The sequence below is a fragment of the Vibrio breoganii genome (assembly GCF_024346795.1).
GTDB lineage: Bacteria > Pseudomonadota > Gammaproteobacteria > Enterobacterales > Vibrionaceae > Vibrio > Vibrio breoganii.
Genome location: NZ_AP024864.1, coordinates 1,279,258 through 1,304,795, shown reverse-complemented (window position 1 = coordinate 1,304,795; position 25,538 = coordinate 1,279,258). Strand labels below are relative to the sequence as shown.

The following is a 25,538-nucleotide window of genomic DNA, read 5'->3' as shown; positions in this document are numbered from 1 at the left end:
GTTATGTCATCACTTCAATTAACCAATGAAAAATTCATCCTAGGAAGAACCAGTCGAGGCCTATTGCTCGCCTGCTACCTATTCATGTCGGTTTGGCTAAGCTCTTTCTCCAATAGTACCCAAGGGACCATTGGCATATTTTTGATATGCGCTTGTGCTCTCGCAATGGTGATCTACACCTACAAGCGAGGCGTGGTACGTTTCACCATTACCGACACGCATCTTCAACAGCATACGTTTAAGGGAGGTTGGGTTGTGAAGTGGCAGAACGTGTCGTCCCTTGGGCTATGCCGCAGTCACCAACCCACTCAAAGCTCCGAGCTACCTTGGATTGGCATACGACTTAAAGACCCTGTTCCATTTGTAAAGCAAGCCTGCCCACGATTAATCACCAATCTACTCCTAGAACAAAGACCGCTCTTGTATCTTGGTGCAAGAGAAACAGAAAAAGAACACTTGTTCCAAGACCAGGTATTAGATTCATCAAGGGTCGAATTGAAAGACGGGGAAACCATAAAAGGGCTACAGGCATGCTTGTACCACAGAATGCATTATCAAAGAGAATATTGGGGGTACGACATCTTTATCTCAACAGCTGATTTAGATAGAGATGGAGAAGAGTTTGTGGGTTTGTTACGCAAGTATTTGGCAGGTTCAGGAAGATCAACCTAGGACCTAGATTCTGGGCCCTGGGTTCTAGGTCCTTAAATCCCTTAATACAACGGCATCTCGTCTGCGACGAATGGATTGCTCACTCGTTCAGAGCCGAAGGTGGACTCTGGGCCGTGGCCAGGAACAAATCGAGTTTCGTTTCCTAGAGGCCACAGTTTGCTCTTAATAGAGTCTATTAAGGTATTAAAATCACCCTTAGGGAAATCTGTACGGCCTACTCCGCCCTTGAACAGTACATCGCCCACGAAAGCAAGACTTGCAGACTCACTGTGCAACACAACGTGACCTGGGGTATGGCCTGGGGTGTGAATAACATTCAATGATTGATTACCAAAAGTGACAACGTCACCCTCATCAAGCCATTGGCTAGGCTCAAACGCTTCAGTCAGAGGAAAGCCGAACATTTGGCTTTGTCCTTCTAGGCCTTGTAGCCAGAAGTTGTCATCTTTGTGCGGGCCAACGATCGGTTGGTTCAAGGCTCTTGCGAGTTCTTCACTGCCACCTACATGGTCTAAATGACCATGAGTCAGCACTAATTTCTCTACCTGTACTTGCAACTCTTCGATCATCATCAGTAGCTGCTTAACATCACCACCTGGGTCGATAACAACCCCTTTCATCGTCTTATCACACCAAACGATAGAACAGTTTTGTTGGAAAGGGGTTACTGGAACAACTTGATACTGCAACGCCATGAAAAACCTTTTATTTTGATAAATATTTAAATGAATATTTGAATGAAATTTTGTCGAAACACTTCTGCAGAATATGACAGTTTCTAACCCTAAACTCAAGCATGAGCGTACCAAGAGCGCTCGCCATAGGTGTCTATATAAACAAACAGGCTTGTTGAATCGTGATCTATTCTACCGCTTGTCGTTGAATCGCTAAACTAGGGGACTTTGGGCGTGTGTCGTATCCATAAATGTCATCTCTAAAATAGATGCGGCCTGATTCTACCCAAGACGTCTTATAAATAAGATGGACAGGAAGCCGTCTTTTGAGTGGTATACGGGCATTCGCCTTCTGTCCAATTGGCGAAATGTTGCTTTGTCTAAAGCCCTGTGTCTTTGACAAAGTATAAGCAAACTTGTCGGCATGCTGTACCCGAATACACCCTGAGCTGAACGCTCTTGATGATTTATCAAACAGGTATTTGGCAGGAGTATCATGCAGGTAAATGGCTCGGCGATTGGGTGTATTGAATTTATACGCGCCTAGCGCATTGTAGCTACCTGACAACTGCCTCATACGAAACGGAAATGTCTTAGCGTTGACCCGACTCCATTGAATAGCGCCATGGTCTATGACCACAGGATCCGCCCACCCTTTGATGACTTGAATCCCCCTTTCACTGAGGTAGCCAGGGTTGTAACGCAGAATGGGGATAATATCTTCGCGCATGATTTTAGGTGGCACGTTCCATGTCGGGTTCAATACCAACGAATCCATCTTTATTTCAAGCATAGGGGTTTTGCGTTTTTGCTTACCGACAATCACCTTAGATGAGAATGCCACCTTGCCTCTAAAGTAATAGTTCAAATCGAAACTCGGTAAGTTCACAACGACGAGCGCACTTCGCTGCATTGGCCATAGGCGGCTTCTTTCTGCATTGAGCGCCAACCTATGGATGCGATCTTCAATGGGATAGTTCAGCCATTCTATGGTCTTAGGTCCAATTACACCATCCGCGTTTAAGCCGTGTTGAGTTTGAAATCTCTTAACGATGTTTCTTAACTCCTTCCCATACCAATCTTGCTCTTTTATCGATAAAGGTATGCTTAGCCCTGATAGCTCAAGGCGGGAAAACAAAATCTCTTTATCAGTAATGGGATCCCCCACTCTAATAAGGGCATCGGATGAATAGAGCGCTAGGTCGTCGTTGATGGCTAATTGCATCTTATCAATTGCAGATTGATAATCTCGATAGCTCTGAGAGTTAGGTCCTAAGGTCATTAAAAACTCCGTTAACGCGCTGCTTTCTACAGAGGTTTCAAATTCAGCGACAACGTTTTCCGGAGGGTCGGCCCAGTCGGACGGTAAGCCCTGTCCGTATAACCAAGTATCTTTGTTCTCCCTCAACAGTTCTCGGTAACTGAGAAACGCCAGCATTAGGTCTGTTGCCAACAAGTCGTACTGGTAGTATTGCTCAGAGCTTCTTAGTTGGTGAAGTGTTTGCAGGCGCTCATCGAAAAACGGGCTGAGCTCGGCTAGTACCACCATCTCTATGATGTCTTCAAACACCTGCCTATCATGCGGCTGCAACCAAATCAGTTGATGGCGATTAGTGGAGTAGATGGATTCGGTGAGTTGCGGATAACGAAAGGTCTGTTCTACTGACGATGAGGAGCTAATCCAACCTAAGGTATGGAACATGCTTTGTGAATAGGCAGGGACTGAAAGGACGAAATAGACAAGCAAGCCTGCCCATATCGTCCCTTTCTTGCACAAGGTCATAGCTTACACTCAATACCGATACTGGCTTAAGTGTGGCAAACAACCTCTGTTTTAACGAAATATTTTAGTGCGGAAATTCTCGCTACACATCGAGGTCGTGTTTGCCGTGAGAGGCTTTGGCTTTCAGATAATTTTCATTGCCACTTTTTACATGTGCCATCGTATTGATCACCTCGTCTATACCAATGCCATGCTCTTTCAATTCACGAATTTTCTTAGGGTTATTGGTCACCAAACGAATACGTTCAACATCAAGTGCAGCCAACATTTGAGCCGCCTCTTCGAAATCACGCAGATCATCAGCAAAGCCTAGATGATTGTTCGCTTCATAGGTATTCAGGCCTTCGCTTTGAAGTTTGTAAGCATCAATCTTATTGTAGAGCCCAATGCCACGACCTTCTTGACGCAGATACAGAAGAATTCCGCCCTGCTCGGCCATCTTATTGATCGTTTCGTCCAGCTGCTCACCACAGTCGCAACGAGACGAGTGGAACACATCGCCAGTCAAACATTCAGAGTGCATGCGAACGATCGGCGCCTTTTGAGTCTTATCAGCCGATTGAAAGACCATAGCGACATGTTCTTTGTCCGTTTTTAAACCTTGAAAAGAGAGAAGCTCAGCATCAATATCGCTTTTTGTTCCAACTTTTAAATGTACGCGGGCTCTTACTTCTGCCATAACTCTGTCTCTATCTTAACATTGTGGTCGATCCCAACCTTAGGATCAGTAACTATAGGTTCTATATTGGGTTAAATGACATCTTTTCAAGCCTTTGACCTGCATCAAATTTTTAAATAAACACTCAAAGTTCTAAAAAGACATCTCCTGTATACGACAGGTATAAAAAAACCGAGCTATCTAAGCTCGGTTTTTATGCTAACCAAAGAAAACGTTATTCTTCGCTAGCTTCAGAATCGTTAGAATCTGTTGATGTTTCTGTCGCTTCTGAAGATTCAGCGGTTTCAGACGAAACGCCCTCTGCATCTTCTTCAACTAGCTCTGCTTCCTCGATTTCATCGATGCGCTGCAGCGCCACAACATTCTCACCTTCCATAGTACGAATCAAGGTAACACCTTGGGTGTTACGTCCTACTTGGCTCACTTCGGATACACGGCTTCTTACCAGTGTGCCACCGTCTGTGATAACCATGAACTCGTCGCCATCTTCGGTTTGAACTGCACCGACAACGCTGCCGTTACGCTCAGAAACCTTAATAGAAACAACACCTTGAGTTGCACGGCTCTTCGCTGGGTACTCAGAAATAATCGTACGCTTACCATAGCCATTTTCAGTAATGGTTAGAATGTCGCCTTCGTTATGAGGCACAATCAAAGAAACCACTTGGTCACTGTTAATCAGCTTGATACCACGTACACCTGCTGCTGTACGACCCATGCCACGAACTTGTGATTCGTTAAAGCGAACAACCTTACCTGATTTCGAGAACAACATGATGTCGCTATCGCCGTCAGTAATGTCTACACCAATCAAAGAATCTTCGTCACGTAGGTTAACGGCAATCAAGCCATTGCTACGTACGTTAGAGAATTGGTCTAGCGAGGTTTTCTTAACCGTACCATCTGCGGTTGCCATGAAGATGAACTTATCTTCACTGAACTCAGAGACAGGAAGAATAGCAGTGATACGCTCACCCTCTTCCAACGGTAAGATATTCACGATTGGCTTACCACGAGCTGTACGGCTTGCCAATGGCAATTGGTACACCTTCAAGCGATAAGTCTTACCGCGAGTGGAGAAACATAAGATGTTATCGTGGGTATTCGCCACTAGAAGACGCTCGATATAATCTTCGTCTTTCATCTTGGTTGCACTCTTACCACGGCCACCACGACGCTGTGCTTCGTAATCGCTTAGGATTTGGTATTTCACGTAGCCTTCGTGAGATAGGGTCACTACTACATCTTCTTGAGCGATAAGCTCTTCCATGTCGATGTCATGGATAGCAGCAGTGATCTCAGTACGACGCTCATCGCCGTAGCCTTCACGAATCGCTTCTAGCTCTTCTACAATCACTTCCATCAAACGTTCAGTGCTTGCAAGAATGTGCATTAGCTCTGCGATTTCGTCTAGTAGCTCTTTGTATTCGTCTAGGATCTTCTCGTGCTCAAGACCGGTTAGCTTTTGTAGACGAAGATCTAGAATGGCTTGTGCTTGTTGCTCAGTCAGGAAGTACTGACCATCGCGGATACCAAATTGTTCTTCTAACCACTCAGGACGCGCAGCATCAGTACCAGCGCGCTCTAACATGGTGGAAACAAGACCTAGGTCCCAGCCACGAGCCACTAGGCCCGCTTTTGCTTCAGAAGGCGTCGACGCTTTACGGATAAGCTCAATGATCTCATCAATGTTAGCCAGTGCGAGTGCAAGGCCTTCAAGGATATGAGCGCGGTCACGTGCTTTACGCAGTTCGAAAATAGTACGACGTGTTACTACTTCACGACGGTGATCAACAAACGCCTTCAGCATCTCTTTAAGATTGAAGTGTTTTGGCTGGCCTTTATCAAGAGCAACCATGTTGATGCCGAAAGTTGTTTGCAGCTGTGTATGTGCGTAAAGGTTATTCAGAACAACCTCACCCACTGCATCACGCTTACATTCAATAACGATACGCATGCCGTCTTTATCAGACTCATCACGAAGCGCACTGATGCCTTCTACTTTCTTGTCTTTTACCAGCTCAGCAATCTTTTCGATTAGACGAGCCTTGTTAACTTGATATGGGATCTCAGTAACGATGATGGTTTCTTTGCCCTTGCTATCAGCTTCGATATTAGCTTTAGCACGCATGTAAACCTTACCGCGACCCGTATTATAAGCGTCAATAATACCCTTACGGCCACTGATCGTCGCCGCTGTTGGGAAGTCTGGACCAGGAATGAAGTCCATCAACTGTTCAATAGTGATATCTTCATCTTTGATAAACGCCAGACAGCCATCAATAACCTCGGTTAGGTTATGAGGTGGAATGTTTGTCGCCATGCCCACTGCGATACCCGACGAACCATTCACCAAAAGGTTAGGCACGCGAGTTGGCAGTACTGCAGGAATTTGTTCTGTACCATCGTAGTTGGGTACGTAATCGACTGTCTCTTTCTCAAGGTCTGCTAGCAGCTCATGAGCAATTTTAGACATACGTACTTCGGTGTAACGCATTGCCGCTGCAGAGTCACCATCGATAGAACCAAAGTTACCCTGGCCATCCGCTAGCATGTAACGCAATGCAAAAGGCTGCGCCATACGAACGATAGTGTCATAAACCGCGCTGTCACCGTGTGGGTGATATTTACCGATTACATCACCAACGACACGCGCTGATTTTTTGTAAGGCTTGTTCCAATCGTTACCCAACACATTCATCGCGAACAAAACGCGTCTGTGTACAGGTTTCAAGCCATCTCGAACATCAGGCAGTGCACGACCCACGATGACGGACATCGCGTAGTCAAGGTACGAGCCTCGAAGCTCGTCTTCAATATTTACCGGTGTGATCTCTTTCGCTAGATCGCTCATAGAGCCATTATCCCTCTATTATTAGATCGTCTTTTCGATTCCTATAAGAATAAAAAAATATAACACAATTTTCGAGGATTCTGCATTACTTTCACTATCAGATCCCCCCTGTGTGATGTGCGTTCTTGCCTAGATGGACATAATTTAAACTATTCATTAATTATGGTTTAAAAAACAATCAGTTCGCCCTGTAGATAGCTACAGACATCTCATCGGCATTAACGGAAATGCATTCCATGAATAGTTGGGGTTATAATGTGGAAAATTTCAAAAAGCGTAGTGACTATGGAACAAGGAAAAAACGTCGATCCTGCCGAGATCAAAAAATTTGCCGATATGGCGTCTCGTTGGTGGGACAAAGAGGGAGAATTCAAACCGCTGCATCAAATTAATCCCCTTCGATTGCAGTACGTTCAGGACTCTATTGGTGGTCTGTTTGGCAAAAAAGCCCTAGATGTGGGTTGCGGTGGCGGCATTCTTGCCGAAAGCATGGCCCTTGAGGGTGCACACGTCACAGGTCTGGATATGGGACGTGAACCACTGGAAGTTGCTAGACTTCATGCATTAGAGACAGGCGCAAAGCTTGACTACATCCGTATGACCGTAGAAGAACACGCCGCCACTCATGCAGGGCAATACGACGTTGTCACCTGTATGGAGATGATAGAACACGTGCCAGACCCACAATCGGTAATTACTTCCTGTGCCGCTTTAGTGAAACCCGGGGGTCACGTCTTCTTCTCGACCCTTAATCGCAATCTTAAATCTTATTTGTTCGCGATTGTTGGCGCTGAAAAGGTATTGAAGTTGCTTCCGCAAGGCACACACGACTACAACAAGTTTTTAAAGCCTTCTGAGCTGATAAAAATGGTGGATGCCACACCACTTCAAGAAAAGGGCATCACTGGCCTTACCTACAACCCTCTGTTTGATTCCTATTCATTGGGACGCAATGTGGATATTAATTACATTGTTCACACCCAAAAAGTCGACAAAGCGTAGTACTTTTCTCTCATTTGCTCTCTGGTTTGAAACTTGATTAAACGGAGAGCATTTTGGGTAGAACTAATCCGACTTTCATTCAGTTTTTAAGCAAGTTGCTCCCTGTTTAAGCGGAGCATTTTTTCAGCACAAATCGATCCATTTCTTTGATAAAGATCAAGTAAATTTTTTTTTGCCTTGTTTGATTTTAAGTCACCCACAAGCTGTGCAAAACCCCAAGCCAATTTCTCTATAAACTCATAAGTAAGTGAACGCTAACAGAGAAAATTCCATACACCGTTTATCCACAGAAGATTATTACGCTTAAACTTGAAAACTCCCCCCAACCGCACTATCTTGTAAGTCGTTAAAGGGAACACCCCTATATGTAGTGTTTCTATCTCACGAAAGAGGTAGATATGGATCACAAAGCCGTCAATATTTTTCTGCAAAAGTTAAAAAATGTGGCTTTAACCATTGATGTTATGGATATCTAACAGAATGAATCAAAAACTTACCGTCACAAAGCGTCACGGACGCAAAGAAGCGATAGATCTAGAAAAGATCCACCGCGTGATCACTTGGGCTGCAGAAGGCCTAGATAATGTCTCTGTTTCTCAGGTCGAGCTGAAATCACAGATTCAGTTCTATGACGGGATCACCACCTCAGATATCCATGAAACCATCATCAAAGCTGCTGCCGATCTGATCTCTGAAGAGACCCCTGATTATCAGTTCCTTGCGGCACGCCTATCTGTGTTCCATCTACGTAAAAAAGCGTATGGCCAATACGAGCCACCGACGCTATTTGACCAAGTTTCTAAAATGGTGGATGCGGGTAAATACGACAAGCACTTGCTTGAAGATTACTCTCGAGAAGAATTTGAACTCATGGATTCTTTCATCGACCACAGACGTGATCTCAACTTCTCTTACGCCGCTGTAAAACAGCTTGAGGGCAAGTACTTCGTACAAAACCGCGTAACCAAAGAGATCTATGAGAGTGCGCAGTTCCTATATATGCTGGTTTCTGCATGCCTGTTCTCTAAATACCCAAGAGAAACTCGTCTAGATTACATCCGTCGCTTCTATGACGCTGTATCCATGTTCAAGATCTCGCTACCTACGCCAATCATGTCCGGTGTACGTACCCCTACTCGCCAGTTCAGCTCATGTGTGTTAATTGAGTGTGGCGATAGCCTTGACTCTATCAACGCAACAGCAAGCTCAATCGTGCGCTACGTTTCTCAACGTGCTGGTATCGGCATCAATGCGGGTCGCATTCGCGCACTAGGCTCAGAAATCCGTAATGGTGAAGCGTTCCACACAGGTTGTATCCCATTTTACAAATACTTCCAAACAGCGGTTAAATGTTGTTCTCAGGGCGGTGTACGTGGTGGTGCAGCAACGGTTTTCTACCCATTGTGGCACGGTGAAGTTCAAAACCTAATGGTTCTTAAGAACAACCGCGGCGTTGAAGAAAACCGTGTTCGTCACATGGACTATGGCGTTCAGCTAAACAAACTGATGTACCAACGCTTAATTGAAGGCGGCAACATCACCCTATTCTCACCTTCGGATGTTCCAGGTCTTTACGATGCCTTCTTCGAAGACCAAGATGAGTTTGAGCGTTTGTACACTCAGTACGAGGGTGACCCTAGCATCAAACAAGAGCAAGTTAAGGCGATTGAGTTGTTCAGCATCTTGATGCAAGAGCGCGCGTCTACTGGCCGTATCTACATTCAAAACGTTGACCACTGTAATACGCACAGCCCGTTTGACTCTAAGGTTGCGCCAGTACGTCAGTCGAACCTATGTCTTGAGATTGCACTACCGACTAAGCCTCTTTCTAACGTCGATGACGAGACTGGCGAGATAGCATTGTGTACGCTGTCTGCGTTTAACCTAGGAGCTATCAATGAACTAGACGACCTTGCTGAGCTTTCTGAGCTTGTGGTTCGTGCACTTGATGCGCTGCTTGATTATCAAGACTACCCGCTACCTGCAGCTCGTGTTTCAACAATGAATCGCCGTACGTTAGGTGTGGGCGTCATTAACTACGCTTACTACCTTGCGAAAAACGGCGCTAAGTACTCTGATGGTTCAGGTAATGCGCTAACACACCGTACGTTTGAAGCCATTCAGTACCACCTACTTAAAGCTTCGGTAGGACTGGCTAAAGAGCAAGGCGCATGTCCTTCATTCCATGAAACGACGTACGCTCAAGGTATCCTACCAATCGATACCTATAAGCGCACTCTAGACAAGACTTGTGAAGAGCCACTTCACTACGACTGGGAAACATTGCGTAAAGAGATTAAACAATACGGTCTGCGCAACTCAACATTGACGGCCCTTATGCCATCTGAGACCTCTTCTCAGATCTCTAACGCAACCAATGGTATTGAGCCACCACGCGGTTACGTTTCAGTTAAGGCATCTAAAGATGGCATCCTGAAGCAAGTAGTACCTGAATTTGCACAATACAAAGATAACTATGAGCTACTTTGGGATATCCCAAACAACGATGGTTACCTAAACCTTGTAGGCATCATGCAGAAGTTTGTAGACCAATCTATCTCTGCAAACACTAACTATGACCCTAACAAGTATGATAGTGGCAAGGTACCAATGAAGCTATTGCTTCGTGACCTACTTAACGCGTATAAGATGGGCGTTAAAACCCTGTACTATCACAACACACGTGATGGTGCGAAAGACGACCAGAAAGATGTGGTTGTTGAGCAAGAAGACGACTGCGCAGGCGGCGGTTGTAAGATTTAATTTTTTAAGCTGAAGGGGTGTGCATTCGCCCCTACTTTGCTGTTTAACTTATGGAATAATTGAGGTTGAGATGACCTATAGTACTTTTACTCAAAACAAAAATGACCAGCTTAAAGAACCTATGTTTTTGGGACAGCCGGTTAACGTTGCTCGCTATGATCAACAAAAATTCGAGATCTTCGAGAAGCTAATCGAAAAGCAACTGTCGTTTTTCTGGCGCCCAGAAGAAGTGGACGTATCAAGCGACCGTATCGACTACAACAAGCTTCCTGACCACGAAAAACACATCTTCATCAGTAACCTGAAGTACCAAACACTGCTTGATTCGATTCAAGGTCGTAGCCCGAACGTAGCGCTACTGCCACTAGTCTCTCTCCCAGAAGTAGAGACTTGGATTGAAACGTGGTCATTCTCAGAAACGATTCACTCACGTTCATACACGCACATCATCCGAAATATCGTGAATGATCCTGCCACTGTATTTGACGACATCGTTGAAAATGAGCACATCCTAAAGCGCGCAAAAGACATTGCACACTACTACGACGACCTTATTCAAGCGACTAATGACTACCATCGCTACGGCGAAGGCAAGCATGAAATCAAAGGCGAAATCGTAGATGTAAACCTTCATACATTGAAGAAAAAGCTTTACGTATGTCTAATGTCAGTTAACGCCCTAGAAGCCATTCGTTTCTACGTGAGCTTTGCCTGTTCATTCGCCTTCGCTGAGCGCGAGCTTATGGAAGGTAACGCGAAGATCATCAAGTTGATTGCACGTGATGAAGCCCTTCACCTTTCTGGTACGCAGCATATGATCAACTTGCTACGTAACGGCCAAGATGACTTTAGCTTCATGCAGATTGCTGAAGAGTGCAAACAGGAGTGTTTTGACCTGTTTAAAGAAGCGGCAGAGCAAGAAAAAGAGTGGGCAGAATACCTATTCAAAGACGGCTCTATGATCGGTCTTAACAAGGATATCCTGTGCCAATACGTAGAATACATCACTAACATTCGCATGAACGCGGTTGGTTTGGAGACAGCTTACCCTGAAGCTACAAACAACCCTATCCCATGGATCAATGCTTGGTTATCGTCAGACAACGTTCAAGTTGCACCACAAGAAGCTGAAATCAGCTCTTATCTTGTGGGTCAGATCGACAACGAAGTGTCTGCGGACGACTTTGAAGATTTCGAACTTTAACCAAGAGAGTCAGGCTTAAGCGATGCACAAGGTTACAATTAACAAGGTTACCCAATTAGTTAATTCTAAAAATACGACACTGCTAGAATCAATGGAGATGTCGGGGTTAAAGCCTGAATTTAACTGTAGAGATGGTCATTGTGGAGCCTGTCGCTGCAAGATAAGCTCTGGAGAAGTTGAATACATCGGCTTTGCCATGGCTTACTTAAAAGAAGATGAAATCCTGCCCTGCATTTGCCGCGCAAAATCAGATCTTAAGCTTGAAGATGTTAATGTTCATAACGACATACGTTCAGCGTCTTAGATAGCAGAACAGTTCTCTGGACAGTAAAAGGCCCCAAACATTGAAGTGACCCCGTAAAGTTGGACATTTCTGTTAAGCGGCTTTTAAGGCCTGATTTCGATATTCCGTCGGAGTCAGGCCTTTTAGTTTCACTTTGATGCGCTTTGTATTGTAATACTCGATGTATTCGTCAATATGTGCGATTAAGTCATCGGCATCTTCAAAGTGTTGATTATGGTACATTTCTGTTTTCAGTAAGGCAAAGAAGTTCTCTGCTACTGCGTTATCTAAGCAGTTTCCTTTTCGTGACATACTTTGAGTTAATCCCTGCTCAGCGAGAGTTTTCTGATACTTCCTATGCCTATATTGCCACCCTTGATCGCTATGCACTATTGGCTTAGCGTCTTTGGCTAAGGTTGCAACCGCCTCTGTCAGCATGTCAGTGACCAGAGGTAAGCACGCATTTTTCGCAACTTTGTAAGCCACAACTTCCTGCGTAAACAGATCAACGATTGGTGATAGGTACACCTTCTGCTGTTGAACTTTAAACTCAGTGACATCAGTTACCCACTTTTCATCAGGCTTCGTTGCACTGAAGTCCCGTTTAAGTACATTTGGAGCGGTTTTTCCAGTTTCTCCTTTGTAAGAGCGGTACCGCTTAGGTCTGACCGTTGATTTCAAGCCTAGTAATCCCATCAGGCGTTGAACTGTCTTATGGTTAAGCCTGACGTCGTATTTCCTTAACTCTAAATGAATACGACGATATCCATATCTCCCTTTATGGTCATGATATATTTTCTCAATCAACTGTTTTTCATCTTGATAGCTTTCGGCAGCGTTGTTCGACTGTGCATGATAATAGAAGCTACTTCTTGCTAATTTAAGGGCATGCAAGAGATGTTGTTGTGGATATTGATTTTTAAGAGCTAGAACTACTTTCGTTTTTTCTTTGTTCGACGATGCTTCTCCTGTTCCAGCTCCTCTAACTTTTTTAGGACAGCATTCTCAGCTCGCAAGTACGCTAACTCCTCTTTGATCTCTTCCAGTGTTTTCTCATCATCGCTCTTGTTTTGAATAAAAGGATGCTTACTCATTGCGGGTCGTCCTCTGCTACGTTCAAGCCCCTGGAAACCATATCTTTCATACTGTTTCAGCCAAACAGCGAGTGTGCCAGAGGAAGAAAAATTTAAAACCGCACTAGTGTGACTGATAGACCAACCATTCGTCCACATATGAGTCAAAGCTTGGAGCTTAGTTTGCCCATTCTTTGCAAAACCATGAGGGATAAATGCCTGAGAGCCATGGATATCGAATACTTGTGCCCAGTAACGTATTTGGCGTGATGGTATAGAATGAAGACGAGAAAGCTCCTGAGAACTTTCGCCTTGTAGATATTGTTTAGCTATTGAGCATTTCAATGCTCGGTTGTATTTGGACATAAAAAGACCCCCAATAATTGGTATCCAACTATTGGGGGTCAGTTCACATTCGCATGTTTGGGGCCTTTTTGTATTTGAGCTTTTAACACTTCAAGATAATCAACCGGCCACAACTGGTACCCAAGTATACGGAGCCTCTGAGTTGCTAAAGCGATTGCGACTTTGACGTACCATCCAGTGATTGTTTCCTAGTACAGTCTCGGCATCGTTTTCACTGACATCTTTGCTGCCCATTAAATGTCCATCATCGTCAAACAATTTGAGTCTATAGTTCGCGGTTTGTTGAACTCGATTATTGAGATTTGCACGGTTGAGAATAGAGACGCTTCGCCACATAGCCAGCAAATTGATTTGATCTGAGTGATCAACCTCTCCGAGCAACACCTGATCCGTGCCTACTTTGTACCAGATCTCAATCCTTGATTGGTTTTGCATAACATCCTCCCTAGCCGTTAGTGAGCCAACCCTTTTTCAAGAGCGAGCCACCATTATAAACCTCGTTGCACCGTAGAGAAGTAGTGAATTATTCTGAATTAGAAACACCTAGATATTATCATAATTTACAACCACTTAGCCTTTAGAACAAAAGGTTATATTGTAATCAAAGGGCTAAAAGTGCTGGTCATGCCTGTTAGCGAAAAATGTCGAAAAGATCACAAAGTCGTTATGCTGGACGCGACTCTGGTCACACTTCCGTAGTCTACAAACATCTCTTCATCCTTTAAGTGACGGCGTAGCATATCGATAGCGATAGCAGAAATCACTATATTCCGCGCCTTGAAACTGTAATCTCTTTTAAATACAACGGATTGGGATAGGATCTTATCCTGCGTCTCCAGTATAAATTGCACGCCACCTGACTCTGTATTCGTTATCATTAGCGCGTTACTGCCTGATCTTTCGAGTAAAAATCGCTCATATAAGCCATCAATTTTGCTTAAATAATCACCAGACTCAGAACCACTCAATAACGTGGAAATGTTCACCGAGTTGATATCGACATGGTACTTGAGGGAAGCGTCTGACACCCAATGATGAAAATATCCTTGGGTTGCATAATCAAACACATTAAGTCCAATGCCCTGCTCTTTCATCAATGAAATCGTAAAGTCACGAACTTCTTGGTTTACCGAGAGCGTATTTAACGACAGTTCTTGCTCGACACTCGCAATAAACTCACTGATCTGTTTATTGACGTCGCCGTAGAAAATCTTCACTTCAATAAAGGGTAATGCCGAGCGATACCCTAGCGACACGCCAACGGGCAAGTCTAAGGCTTCAATCTGATTGGCAATGCCAGATTCTGATAAGCCGAATGTATAGATGCGATGAACCTGCTTCTGGCTTACTGAAGAGAAGTTTTGCTGAATGTTAGGGAGGATCTCCCCTGCCACCATCGTCTTAAATTCGTGAGGAACCCCTGGCGTGAAATAGCAGAGAGCACCATGAATACGCACCATAAAACCACAAGCTGTGCCTCTAGGGTTATCTAGAATCGCACTGCCCTTAGGCAGCATAGCTTGCTTGATATTCGACGAAGGCATAGGTCTTTGCCACTGCTGATACATAAGTTCTAAACGCTCAACCCACTCGCTATAAAGCTCTAACTCTACGCCGGCACATAAGGCAGCAGCTTCAGCGGTCAAATCATCACTGGTTGGCCCAAGACCTCCGTTCACGATAACGATGTCATGATTATCAGCTAGAGTGGATATTCCCTCAGAGATGGCTTGTAGCGAGTCTCCGACCGTGGTACGAGTCGTCATTTGAAAACCACGTTCAAATAAAAATGCAGACAACCAACTGGCATTGGTATCGACTATGTCACCAAACAGCACTTCTTCACCGGTACTAAGCATTGCGATTCGAGGCGTTTGCACTGCGCGTACCTCATCTTTTTTTTCTTGAGTCATAATCTATGTCTTTAATTGCAGATAGGAATTTAAAATAAAATAGTGTTAGGTTAACAAAAAGTTAACTACACTTCGTAGTGTTTACGCCGTGCCGTAAAACAAAAATGTAATAATCGTAAGTCACTGTTTTATTTAGCCATAAAATAATAGATAATTGTGAAATGGATCTAAAAATTTTGCATGGGAGCATCTAGTGCAGTTTAAAAAAATTGCCATGTCGTTGTTAGGCCTTTTTAGCACTACCGCTGTTGCTGAGTATGACACAAGTAAACATATTGAGTTTTCATATGTCCCAAACTGTGAGAACTCATATCAATATTGTGCCAATAAATCGGTGAATTACTCAGCCTTATCATTAGATGATCATGAGCCTGATCTAGAGTTAGACGCTGCCAAAACTCCTATGTACCTCACTATCTCTGATGGTCGTGACTGGGATTATCTTGCAGAACAAACCTACACCATTTTAGGTTTAAGTGTCGCGACGGTAGGTCTTATGACTCTTCTTCCTGAAAGCATCACCAAATGGGAAGACGATGATAGAGATCTGAGTAAATTGGGCGATAAGTGGGTAGAGAATGTAAAAGCAGGCCCAGTATGGGACCGAGACGAACACGTTCTAAACTATATTATGCACCCTTACTTCGGTGGTGTTTATTACACCGCGGCAAGGCACGCAGGATTTAATGAGTTCGAATCATTTGCCTACTCCTTCACTATGTCTACTTTCTTTTGGGAGTACGGTGTAGAGGCATTTGCAGAAGTACCATCATGGCAGGACCTTTTTGTAACACCCGTTTTTGGTGCTGTGGTTGGTGAACTCATGTTGCAAGGCGAGCAGGAAATCTTGGCCAGTGGCGGTCGTGTTTGGGGCTCAGAAACCATGGGGGGTATCTCTCTGTTTTTCTTAAACCCTGTGGGTAAGATTCACTACTGGATAACGGATGCCTGGGGTGGAGACACAGAAGCAAGCTTTGTGACCAACCCATGGTTTGGTTATCAAGATGCGGCTGTATTTGCGTTAGATGCTGGTGCACCTTATGACAGGCAGTTCATTGGTATGCAGCTCAGTTTGAAATTCTAACCTAAAGTTCAAACGAAAAAATCGCGCCTAGGCGCGATTTTTTTTACTGCTTTTTCTACTACGACTTAGAGTTACGCAGCATCATCGTTTACTGGGCGAATGCCCTGTGGTCTTTCAGTACGCACTTCCTCAAAGTCATGGCTAAAGTGATCCACTTGGATAGCACGGTAGCGTAACTTATCCGCTTCAAGCACCTTATTGACCTCTTCTTGAGACAAGATCCCCAGCTCTTTCGCTAAGCTAAGTTTCTGCTGCAGAGGTTGTTTCTTGTCAATGCGTCCATCACGAATCGCCTTGGTCACCTTTTTCTCAATAGGTGCAACAGACAACATGGCATCAAACGCTCTTTCCATGATACCAACGGCATCGTCTTCTTTATCACTCACATAACAAAGCTTGGTTAAACGCTCTCTATGCTCACCCTGCTCCATCAACAGCTGCGCCACTTTTAGTGTCACCGCATCACTTGGTGGTTGGAAATGATTGCCAATCGGGAACACCAACGCCTTCATCGCGTATTTTGCCCAACCTACAGGAAAGTTGTCATACGCCTGTTGCAGAGCTTTCGCACCATTGTGCAAGCAGTGCTCTACGGCATACTGAACAAACGCTAGGTCTTTTTCTTGCTCGCCTTCGTCGTGATATTTCTTCAGCGCCGCTGAAGCAAGATATAGATAGCTCAACAGATCACCCAAGCGCGCTGAGATCAGCTCTTTACGTTTAAGGTCTCCACCCAGCGTCAGCATGGCAAAGTCAGAGCTCACCGCAAGCGCACGGCTGAGCCTGGTCATGTGCTTATAGTAGCCTTTTGTTTTGCCGCTCACTGGTGAAGATATAAGGTGAGAGCCAGTTAGGGCGGCCCCTAGAGCGCCTAAGCTGTTCTTAGTCGCATGGGTAATGTGCTTAAACAGTAAGGTATCAAATTTACCCGCAGCCTTATCTGTATCCGCCTCTGAGGCCAATTCCATCTCACTTAATACATAAGGGTGGCAACGCGTTGCGCCTTGACCAAATATCATCAAGTTACGAGTTAGGATATTGGCACCCTCGACCGTTATCGCCACCGGAATACCGTAGTAATGGTGAGATAAGTAGTTCATTGGGCCTTGTTGAATAGCGCGCCCTGAATGGATATCCATAGAGTCATCAAGAATAGTACGCGCCATCTCGGTCATGTGATACTTGGCAATTGCCGTCACAATGCCTGGTTTCTCTCCGCTATCAAGTGCTGTAGTAGTTAAGGTGCGACTTGCTTCTAATAGATACGTTAGCCCGCCTATTCGACCTAGGCTCTCTGCCACGCCTTCAAAGCGACCAATAGACAAACCAAATTGTTTGCGAACCAACGAATAGGCACCCGTGGTTTTCGCTGTTAGATGCCCCACTGCCGCGCCAAGTGCGGGTAATGAAATGCCGCGACCTGCTGATAGACATTCAACCAGCATACGCCAGCCTTTACCGGCGTAGTCGGCACCGCCAATGAGCCAGTCAATTGGAATGAATACTTTCTCACCACGAGTCGGCCCGTTCATGAACGCAAGCCCTAGTGGGTCGTGCCTCTCACCGTTTTCCACCCCAGGGTGTGAGGTTGGAATGAGCGCACAGGTAATACCAAGGTCTGTGCCCTTGCCTAATAGATTTTCAGGGTCTTGAAGTTTAAACGCTAAGCCTAATACCGTAGCGACGGGAGCGAGAGTGATGTATCGCTTATTCCAACTTAGCTCGATGCCTAATACGGTCTCACCATTATGATCTCCATAACACACATGACCACTATCAGGGATCGCACCCGCATCAGAGCCTGCTTCTGGGCCTGTTAATGCAAAACATGGGATGTCTTGACCATCGGCTAATCGAGGAAGCCAATAGTTTTTCTGTTCATCAGTACCATAGTGTGACAACAGCTCACCAGGGCCTAGGGAGTTAGGCACCATTACCGTCACCGCAGCACTTAAGCTTCGCGAAGCAATCTTGGTCACTATGGTAGAGTTTGCAAGGGAAGAGAATGCTCGCCCGCCATATTCCTTAGAGATAATTAAAGAGAAGAATCGCTCTTTTTTTAGGTAGGCCCAGACTTCCTCGGGAAGGTCTCTGTCCTTTTTGACCACTTGATAGTCATCAATCATATCCAAGAGTGTCTCGACTTGGTTATCGACAAAGCTTTGCTCTTCAGCGGTTAAGGTCGGTTCAGGGTAAGCGTGCAGTTTCTCCCAATCTGGCGAGCCGGAAAAAAGGTCTCCTTCCCACCAAACACTACCCGCTTCCATTGCCTCTCTCTCAGTGTCTGACAGTGGCGGCAATACTTTCTTGAACATCTTAAATGCTGGGTCACTAACCCATTTCCTTCTATATGAAGTCATAACCTTCCCCTTCCCTTAATGGTTAATCTTAATCTGCACACATACCCGAGGCTAAAAACGGAACGATTTGATCGAACATGGCTTCAACATCGGTATTTACTTCAAACTCACTGTTGGCGATCTCTAATAGCGCTTCGCTTGAGGCCATAGTGAAAACACAGGTCCCCAAGGTAAAATGCAATCGCCAAAATAATGTTTCTTTGTCTAGATTTGGATTCGCTTGAATAACAGCCTGAGTGAACCTATCGAGCACGTGTCCATAACGCGTTGTGATGAACCATCTAAGATGACCTTGCACATCGCTATAGCCTCTGCCTACAAGCAGTAAGAAGCGACTCGCTCCCCTATCAAATTCTTTATCTAGATTGGTTAATGGGGCCTTTAGTGCATAGAAAACGTCTGTCATTGAAACGTTCGTACGCAAGTCTATGGACTCAAGTTCACGTTCAAGCTGCGGCATAAACTCTTCTAAATATCGATCGAGTACCGCTCTGATCAGCGTTTTCTTATCCCCAAAGTGATAGTTCACCGAGGCAAGATTGACATTGGCTTGGCTGGTTATGGCGCGCAAAGACGTGTCTTTAAAGCCTTTCTCTGCAAACAAAGACTCGGCGACCTCTATGATCTTTTGTTTTGTTCCCAATCTTGCGCCCATATTCAATCACCCGTATTAAACACTCGTTTGAATTTAACAAGAGAGCAACATGAAAGCAACAACAAAAACAAAAGAGATCTGACCAGATCACATTTTAAGCAGCTCAATGGAAATTTAGTTATTTAAAAACAGTGCGTTAAGAAATCTAGAAAAATAGTCAGGAAGGATCACAAGAAAAATAGAAATTTAATTGAACTCTTTCAGTGAGTCCCAGTCTTATAATATGTAAGCAACAGAGCAGTATGAATTAGCTTTGAATGAATTCGATTTTTTACTGTTGATTACGACCACTGTTATTTCTTTTGACTCCTATGTTTTGTATAAGCCCAGTCCGATTTGATTGGGCTTTTTTTTGTCCAAATTTTACCCATAAAAAAAGGGAGAGCTTTTCAGCTCTCCCTTTCTAATCGTCAATTCTTACTATTAAGACTGAGCTTCCACTGTTGAAGCTTCGTTCTCAGCCTCTGCCTTCTTTGGGAGCGATACGCTCAGCAAGAAGTAACCAATCACAGCCGCTAGAGTTGAGCCCATCAGGATGCCCAATCGTGCGTGTGTGTTGAAGTCAGCATTAGCACCAGTAAAGGCCAGTGATGCAATAAACATCGACATGGTAAAGCCGATACCACACAACACGGATACTGCGAAGATATGGCGGAAGTCGATACCCGCTGGAAGCTTAGCAATGCCCGCTTTAACCGCTAACCAGCTGAAGCTGAAGATACCCAGTGGCTTACCAATAAGAAGGCCAAGTGCGATACCCATAGGTAGAGCTGAGCCTAAGGTCGAGAACGAGATACCTTCTAGTGATACACCTGCATTTGCAAAAGCAAAGATAGGTAGAATCATGAACGAAGACCATGGGTGCAGTGCATGCTCCAGATGCTTCAGTGGAGAGTGCTCGCCCTTCTTACCTTTTAGAGGGATAGCAAAACCAATTACAACACCTGCTAGTGTAGCGTGTACGCCAGACTTAAGCACCGCGAACCAAAGAATCGCGCCCACTAATAGATACCATTTCAATGGAGTCACTTTCTTGTGGTTCATGAAGAACAGCAAAGCTGTCATCGCAAAACCGACAGCCAAAGCTGATGTAGAAAGATCACTGCTGTAGAACAGAGCGATAATAACAACAACACCAAGGTCATCAATAATAGCCAGCGCTAGTAGGAAAACCTTTAGGCTTACTGGTACACGTTTACCAAGTAGTGCCATGATACCTAGAGCAAAGGCGATATCTGTAGCGGCAGGAATAGCCCAACCCGCTAGTGCATCAGCATTGCCCATGTTAAACAGTACGTATACTAAAGCAGGTGCAACCATACCACCTACCGCTGCAATAGCAGGGAAGATAGCTGTTTCACGAGACTTTAGAGCTCCTTCTAGGAGTTCACGTTTTACTTCCAAACCAATGAGTAGGAAGAATAGCGCCATTAGACCGTCGTTTACCCAATGTTCAACAGACATGCCTAACACGTAAGAATGAAGAGCGCCTTGATAAGCTTCGTTAAGAGGAGTGTTCGCCACAATCATCGCTAGCGCAGCTGCGATAACAAGGATGATGCCTCCGGCGGATTCCATCTTAAAAAAATCTTTTAGCATTTGACTCATATTTAAACCTATACATTTGTGATTGAAATCACACAACTAAGTGGCAGCTAGTCTACCTATTGTTACTCAAAACAAAATTCGATTGTTCAAACCAAACACTTCGGAATATACGAACTAATAAGTAGAATGCCTATAGTTGAACCATAATAAAAGGCAAAAAAAAGCCTCTGAGATACTAAAATAATACAAAATGAATTTAGTCTAACATCCCCCCGGGCAACACAGCCTAGCCTATATAGCGTAGACCAATAAGTCAGTAGCCGATCAGTTGTAGGTAACCTGAGGCATTGATACTGCCCGAGGCTTCAATTCGACCAGACCATGACGGTATAGAAAGGTTTGCCCACTGCTCAAGTCGCGGCGTCTTAGCCGTCAGAAAAATATTATACTCAGGCACATTCACCACCCATTGCAAAGGCAGGGTCTTACCGTTACTTAAGGTGCTAGAACCAATAGCGTGGATCTCGATATCATCATGCTTAAGTGCCACGTGACCGCCATCGGGTGTGTAAATGTTGCCATAGTGATAGGCGTCTATATCTCCATGATGACGAGTTTTCGTCACAGACAGCACTCTTCCATCTTGGAGCCTAAACATAAACTGGTTATAGCCTTTTTGATCCTCACCAATGATGTCCGTTCCCCATACCTGGTTAAACACCGCCATACCGGACACCTCTATCGCTTGATTGCCTATAGTCAGTGTACCTGAGCTCTTAACGTAAGGCGCCGCGTAACCATAGAGTGCCCTCGACATCAGCTCGTGTGTTACCTGATAGCCACTTTCTCCCAGCGGGATATAAGGCGTATCCAAGCTATTGGCTAGATTAATATCAAACTGATCTGATGAAATGGACAGCCGACCCGGCATTGGAAAGCCGGAGAAAGAGCGCAGAGTCCAATTATCAATTGAAAGCTGGTATGGACGCTGGCGCATACCGACCAAGCCTATCCCACCTCTTGCAAATCGTTGGTCACGAAACACTTGATCTGGTGTGGTGACAATGGCTTGAGAGGTATAAATTTGTGGAGACTCCCAGCCTGTTCCCTCGTCTTCAGACATAGAGATTCGAAATAAAAACCACTGCACTAGGTATTCATTGCCTTGGTCGTCATTAAGCATGGCAATGTATCGCCACACTTCATGCTGAAACTTAGGATGTATTCGAAAATCGTTGGGGAAATTAATTCTAGGACCAGGCAATACCGGCTCAAAGGTATCATCAACCTCACTCTCAAGATCTTCTATGGTCAGCAGAGGCTGCTGCTCAGCGCTCCAAAGTTTATAAATCACTATCCCCGCACCAATAGAAAGTGTCACAAGAATAGTGATTATCAACAATAGACGTTTATTAAAGGTTATTTGCATTCTTTCGCTCTATAACGCATCACGCAGCGACTTCATCGGTGTACGACGAATCACTTGCAATACAGGTATGGCTCCCGCCAACATTAAGGCTCCAACAGTGAGTGCCAATGTACCTAAATAATCCCACGGAACCACATGCAACTGCATACTCCAACCAAAGGTTTTCTTCAAAATAAGTTCAACAACATTACTCGCGAGCGCCATGCCAAGGGGAATAGCCACACATGACGACACTAAGCCGAAGGCGAACAGTTGTGCCCCGCCAACAAACACCAGTTCTTTTCCTGAGACCCCAAGACAGCGAAGCAAGGCAACATTGCGCAATCTCGACGCCTCGCCGGCAAGAGTCGCGAAGAAGATACCAAAGACGGCGACAATCAAGGTTAGGTTGCCTAAGGTATCGGTTATGCCGAAGGTTCTGTCAAAGATCTTCAGCGCCTGCTCGTGAATGGTATTGTTGTTGACCACCCGCTCTGCCGGCGTTCGATAGATAGAGATCAATTTCGAGGTCAGGCTATCGGCTTTGGATTTATCGTTGAGCACGACCCCAAGCCCAATGCTCCCTTGTCCTGGCAGTAACAAGCGCCAGCTATTTTCCGATAACAAGACCTGATCATAGGGGTTTCCATAATCATAGTAGACCCCCACCACACGCCATTGCTGACCCACAGGGGCAGGCAGTGAAATGTAATCTCCGACTCTAATGTTTCGTTTCAGAGACATAGACTCACTGATCATCACGCTACGAGAATGATGTAAATGATGCCAATAATCTGGAATCGTGACCTTCTCTGATAGCGAACTTTTCTCTCCAGCACTATTACCGGTACTGACAAGATTAATATTACTATCAAGGGTCACCAGTTCCGTTTCCCAGCGCTGCCAAACTTCTTTCACTTCTGGCTGTTTTTCAAGCCAAGCGGTCATTCTAGGGGCAGCATTGACTGTAGGATGAATATACACATCCGCTGCAAGGCGCTGAGATAGCCACTTATCCGTGGTTTCTCTAAAGCTTCCCACCATGGTTTCAACGCCGACGTTCGCGGTTATCGCTAACATAAAGGCCATTAACGCCACACCACGGTAACTCATAGAGGCCGCAGCATCGGCAAAGAACCAACGTGCTCTCACCCAGCGTAATCGATAGGAAAGATAGGTGAATAGCTCAAAGATGACATACGGAACCACTAAAGCAACGCCCACCAGCATAAAGGCAAGAATGCTAAATCCAGCATAAACCCCTTCACCAAACTGAAGAATAAATACGGCGGCAAAGAGACAAACAGCAGACAGTACCGCTTGCCAGAAAAATTCTTTGCCCGCAAAACGAACCAAAGATAAACGAGCCGTCAGACGAATTGGCTGTGAGCGTATCAAACGGACTAAAGGCCAAGTACAAGAGAGTAATACCCCCAAGATCGCCATACCTAAACTCTTAAGGCTCCAGGTCCAGCTCCAATTGATCACAAGATCGATACTTGCGTTATAAATAGCGCCAATACTCATAGATACAGCAGGCAGTAATTGATTGGCGAGCACTAAGCCTAAGACATTACCCGAAAGCCAACTCACCACTACCAGAATCACCAACTCTAAACACAAAGCGGCAACCAGCTGCCCGCCGGAAACGCCTATTTGGCGCAATACGCCAACAACGGTTTGTCTTTGAATGAACGACAGCGACATGGCTTGATAAAAGATAAACAAACCAATTAAGAATGACAGCATTCCCATTGCAGTGAGATTGAGGTGGAAGGCTTCAGTTAAGGAGACCAATTCAGCGCGAGTATTTTTACGTAAGCTCATACCCTCAGGGAGCATACCGCGAATCTTATCCAGCTTTTCTTGGCTCATATTTCCGCAGCCAATCAAGGAAAAGCCTGTGCCTCTTCTTAGATTACGAGTGACCGCCATATCAACGATAAGGTTAGAGCCCTTGACTAACTTTTGGTTATCCACCACAAGAGGGCCTAGCTCTTTACCATCATGCAACTTAAGGCGTTGACCCTCTTCCCATCCCATGTACTTCATGTAGGTGTGATTCACCAACACAGGATAAGGGGGCTGCATCATTTTGAGTATTGGGTTTTCTAGAATATCCGAGCGGAAAAACACCTCAGCGGTTGCCAAAGCGTCGATGCCTAATAATTGAACTTCGCTCCCCTCATCGGTTCGGGTGCGGTAAATATCAAACGGAATACATTGATTGAACCCTTCACGACGCATCTGGACATAAAAGCCCTGAGGGATGGTATTAGAATTACTCTTAGATTGAATACGGTAAGGCAAAGGGTTTGAGAAAAGGCGTTCACCGTGTGTATAGGAGAGCTTGGCATGTTGGTTAATGGCTAAAACACCCACCAATACCGAAATACCAAGGGACAGCCCCAGCCAGACTAAGATCATCTGCAATGGGTGCCGCTTGTAATGACCGAGTAGCGCTTTAGCTATGGGCCATAACATGCAGTTGCCCTCCTTGCAGACGCGCGGTCTTTTCCATATAGGCTGCGACTTTCTCACTGTGTGTCACCAGCAGTAAGGTGCAGTTAAATTCTTTGGTCAATGAAGAGAACAAGCGCATCACCGCTTCTGCATTCTTTTCATCTAGGCTACCCGTTGGCTCATCCGCCAAAAGAATCGACGGTTCCATATACAAGGCTCGAGCGATAGCGGCACGTTGTTGCTGTCCACCAGATAACTCTTCTGGATATCGGCCTAATAGAGGCATGAGATCTAAGGTAGCTAGTATCTGACGCCACAATTGGCTGTTTTCAGGTAGGCCCTTCAACTGGCGGCAAAAGCGAATATTGTCGGCAACGTTAAGTGTGGTTAAAAGGTTATATTGTTGAAAAACATGACCAATGTGATTGCGACGATAGCGAGTACGATTATTCTCTTTGAAATTATGCATGTCGTAATCGTCAAACCAGATTTCGCCAGAATCGACTTTATCTAGGCCCGCGATCAGGTTCAGAAGTGTACTCTTACCTGCGCCAGATTCTCCCATAAGTGCTATTTGCTCACCTCTGCCAATCGTTAGATCAGCACCCTGTAATACCGGGTGAAATTCTCCACCGTCAACAAATCCTTTGCTAACACTTACCAGTTTCAACATTAATGGTTACCTTTTACCCATCTTAAGCTCACCTAAATATTCAATCTCGATAATGAGAGGTGTCTTTTGAAAAATATGATG

The 25,538-nt window shown here is 45.0% G+C and carries 19 protein-coding genes and 1 pseudogene; 6 read left to right on the top strand and 14 right to left on the bottom strand.

Annotated features, from left to right (window positions below; all coding sequences use genetic code 11):
• The first annotated feature begins 3 nt into the window (after positions 1-3).
• Entirely contained in the window at positions 4-672 is a 669-nt protein-coding gene (locus OCU35_RS06075) for a DUF2982 domain-containing protein (RefSeq protein WP_261825848.1), read from the top strand.
• A gap of 41 nt (positions 673-713) precedes the next feature.
• On the opposite strand, the gene OCU35_RS06070 is transcribed toward OCU35_RS06075, so the two are convergent.
• The 4 genes from OCU35_RS06070 to gyrA all read right to left on the bottom strand — a co-directional run bounded on the left by OCU35_RS06070 (position 714) and on the right by gyrA (position 6,662).
• Positions 714-1,367, bottom strand: coding sequence for an MBL fold metallo-hydrolase (locus OCU35_RS06070; RefSeq protein ID WP_261825847.1), 654 nt, complete (start codon positions 1,365-1,367; stop codon positions 714-716).
• A gap of 166 nt (positions 1,368-1,533) precedes the next feature.
• Complete coding sequence (locus OCU35_RS06065) at positions 1,534-3,129, bottom strand: L,D-transpeptidase family protein (RefSeq protein WP_261825846.1); 1,596 nt, start codon at positions 3,127-3,129, stop codon at positions 1,534-1,536.
• Between the two features lie 82 nt (positions 3,130-3,211).
• Positions 3,212-3,808, bottom strand: a complete 597-nt coding sequence (locus tag OCU35_RS06060; protein WP_017030553.1) for a GTP cyclohydrolase II — start codon at positions 3,806-3,808, stop codon at positions 3,212-3,214.
• Between the two features lie 214 nt (positions 3,809-4,022).
• Positions 4,023-6,662, bottom strand: coding sequence for a DNA gyrase subunit A (gyrA, locus tag OCU35_RS06055; protein ID WP_261825845.1), 2,640 nt, complete (start codon positions 6,660-6,662; stop codon positions 4,023-4,025).
• Positions 6,663-6,947: 285 nt separating this feature from the next.
• Between gyrA and ubiG the strand changes: the two genes are divergently transcribed.
• The 4 genes from ubiG to yfaE all read left to right on the top strand — a co-directional run bounded on the left by ubiG (position 6,948) and on the right by yfaE (position 11,935).
• Positions 6,948-7,664, top strand: a complete 717-nt coding sequence (gene ubiG, locus OCU35_RS06050; protein WP_065599406.1) for a bifunctional 2-polyprenyl-6-hydroxyphenol methylase/3-demethylubiquinol 3-O-methyltransferase UbiG — start codon at positions 6,948-6,950, stop codon at positions 7,662-7,664.
• A 480-nt stretch (positions 7,665-8,144) separates the two neighbouring features.
• Positions 8,145-10,427, top strand: a complete 2,283-nt coding sequence (gene nrdA, locus OCU35_RS06045) for a class 1a ribonucleoside-diphosphate reductase subunit alpha (RefSeq protein ID WP_261825844.1) — start codon at positions 8,145-8,147, stop codon at positions 10,425-10,427.
• A 70-nt stretch (positions 10,428-10,497) separates the two neighbouring features.
• Complete coding sequence (gene nrdB / locus OCU35_RS06040) at positions 10,498-11,631, top strand: class Ia ribonucleoside-diphosphate reductase subunit beta (protein ID WP_017030054.1); 1,134 nt, start codon at positions 10,498-10,500, stop codon at positions 11,629-11,631.
• Positions 11,632-11,653: 22 nt separating this feature from the next.
• Entirely contained in the window at positions 11,654-11,935 is a 282-nt protein-coding gene (yfaE, locus tag OCU35_RS06035; protein ID WP_017030055.1) for a class I ribonucleotide reductase maintenance protein YfaE, read from the top strand.
• A gap of 72 nt (positions 11,936-12,007) precedes the next feature.
• Here the strand turns inward: yfaE and OCU35_RS06030 are convergent.
• From OCU35_RS06030 to OCU35_RS06015, 4 genes and pseudogenes are all read right to left on the bottom strand, one after another.
• Positions 12,008-12,844: pseudogene (locus tag OCU35_RS06030) on the bottom strand (IS3 family transposase); the annotation flags it as partial.
• Between the two features lie 2 nt (positions 12,845-12,846).
• Positions 12,847-13,353, bottom strand: coding sequence for a helix-turn-helix domain-containing protein (locus OCU35_RS06025; protein ID WP_261825025.1), 507 nt, complete (start codon positions 13,351-13,353; stop codon positions 12,847-12,849).
• A 99-nt stretch (positions 13,354-13,452) separates the two neighbouring features.
• Entirely contained in the window at positions 13,453-13,788 is a 336-nt protein-coding gene (locus OCU35_RS06020; RefSeq protein WP_017030056.1) for a hypothetical protein, read from the bottom strand.
• A 218-nt stretch (positions 13,789-14,006) separates the two neighbouring features.
• The gene (locus tag OCU35_RS06015; protein WP_261825843.1) at positions 14,007-15,266 is read right to left on the bottom strand and encodes a molybdopterin-binding protein; all 1,260 of its coding nucleotides are present in this window, start codon (positions 15,264-15,266) and stop codon (positions 14,007-14,009) included.
• 214 nt (positions 15,267-15,480) lie between these two features.
• Between OCU35_RS06015 and OCU35_RS06010 the strand changes: the two genes are divergently transcribed.
• Entirely contained in the window at positions 15,481-16,350 is an 870-nt protein-coding gene (locus tag OCU35_RS06010; protein WP_198590535.1) for a DUF3943 domain-containing protein, read from the top strand.
• 71 nt (positions 16,351-16,421) lie between these two features.
• Here OCU35_RS06010 and OCU35_RS06005 read toward each other — a convergent pair whose 3' ends face one another.
• The 6 genes from OCU35_RS06005 to OCU35_RS05980 all read right to left on the bottom strand — a co-directional run bounded on the left by OCU35_RS06005 (position 16,422) and on the right by OCU35_RS05980 (position 25,457).
• Positions 16,422-18,710: an acyl-CoA dehydrogenase gene (locus OCU35_RS06005; RefSeq protein WP_102366726.1), complete on the bottom strand. Its 2,289-nt coding sequence runs from the start codon at positions 18,708-18,710 to the stop codon at positions 16,422-16,424.
• A gap of 28 nt (positions 18,711-18,738) precedes the next feature.
• Entirely contained in the window at positions 18,739-19,365 is a 627-nt protein-coding gene (locus OCU35_RS06000; protein WP_017030545.1) for a TetR/AcrR family transcriptional regulator, read from the bottom strand.
• Between the two features lie 423 nt (positions 19,366-19,788).
• Positions 19,789-20,973, bottom strand: coding sequence for a Na+/H+ antiporter NhaA (nhaA, locus tag OCU35_RS05995; RefSeq protein WP_102542509.1), 1,185 nt, complete (start codon positions 20,971-20,973; stop codon positions 19,789-19,791).
• Positions 20,974-21,226: 253 nt separating this feature from the next.
• Positions 21,227-22,342 carry a lipocalin-like domain-containing protein gene (locus OCU35_RS05990; protein WP_261825842.1) on the bottom strand — a complete coding sequence of 372 codons (1,116 nt, stop codon included), beginning with the start codon at positions 22,340-22,342 and terminating at the stop codon, positions 21,227-21,229.
• Positions 22,343-22,351: 9 nt separating this feature from the next.
• Positions 22,352-24,805 (bottom strand): ABC transporter permease, encoded by a 2,454-nt coding sequence (locus OCU35_RS05985; RefSeq protein WP_065209932.1) that lies wholly within the window; start codon positions 24,803-24,805, stop codon positions 22,352-22,354.
• Positions 24,786-25,457: an ABC transporter ATP-binding protein gene (locus OCU35_RS05980; protein WP_017030064.1), complete on the bottom strand. Its 672-nt coding sequence runs from the start codon at positions 25,455-25,457 to the stop codon at positions 24,786-24,788. Before OCU35_RS05980 ends, OCU35_RS05985 begins: the two co-directional genes overlap by 20 nt.
• Positions 25,458-25,538: the final 81 nt, after the last annotated feature.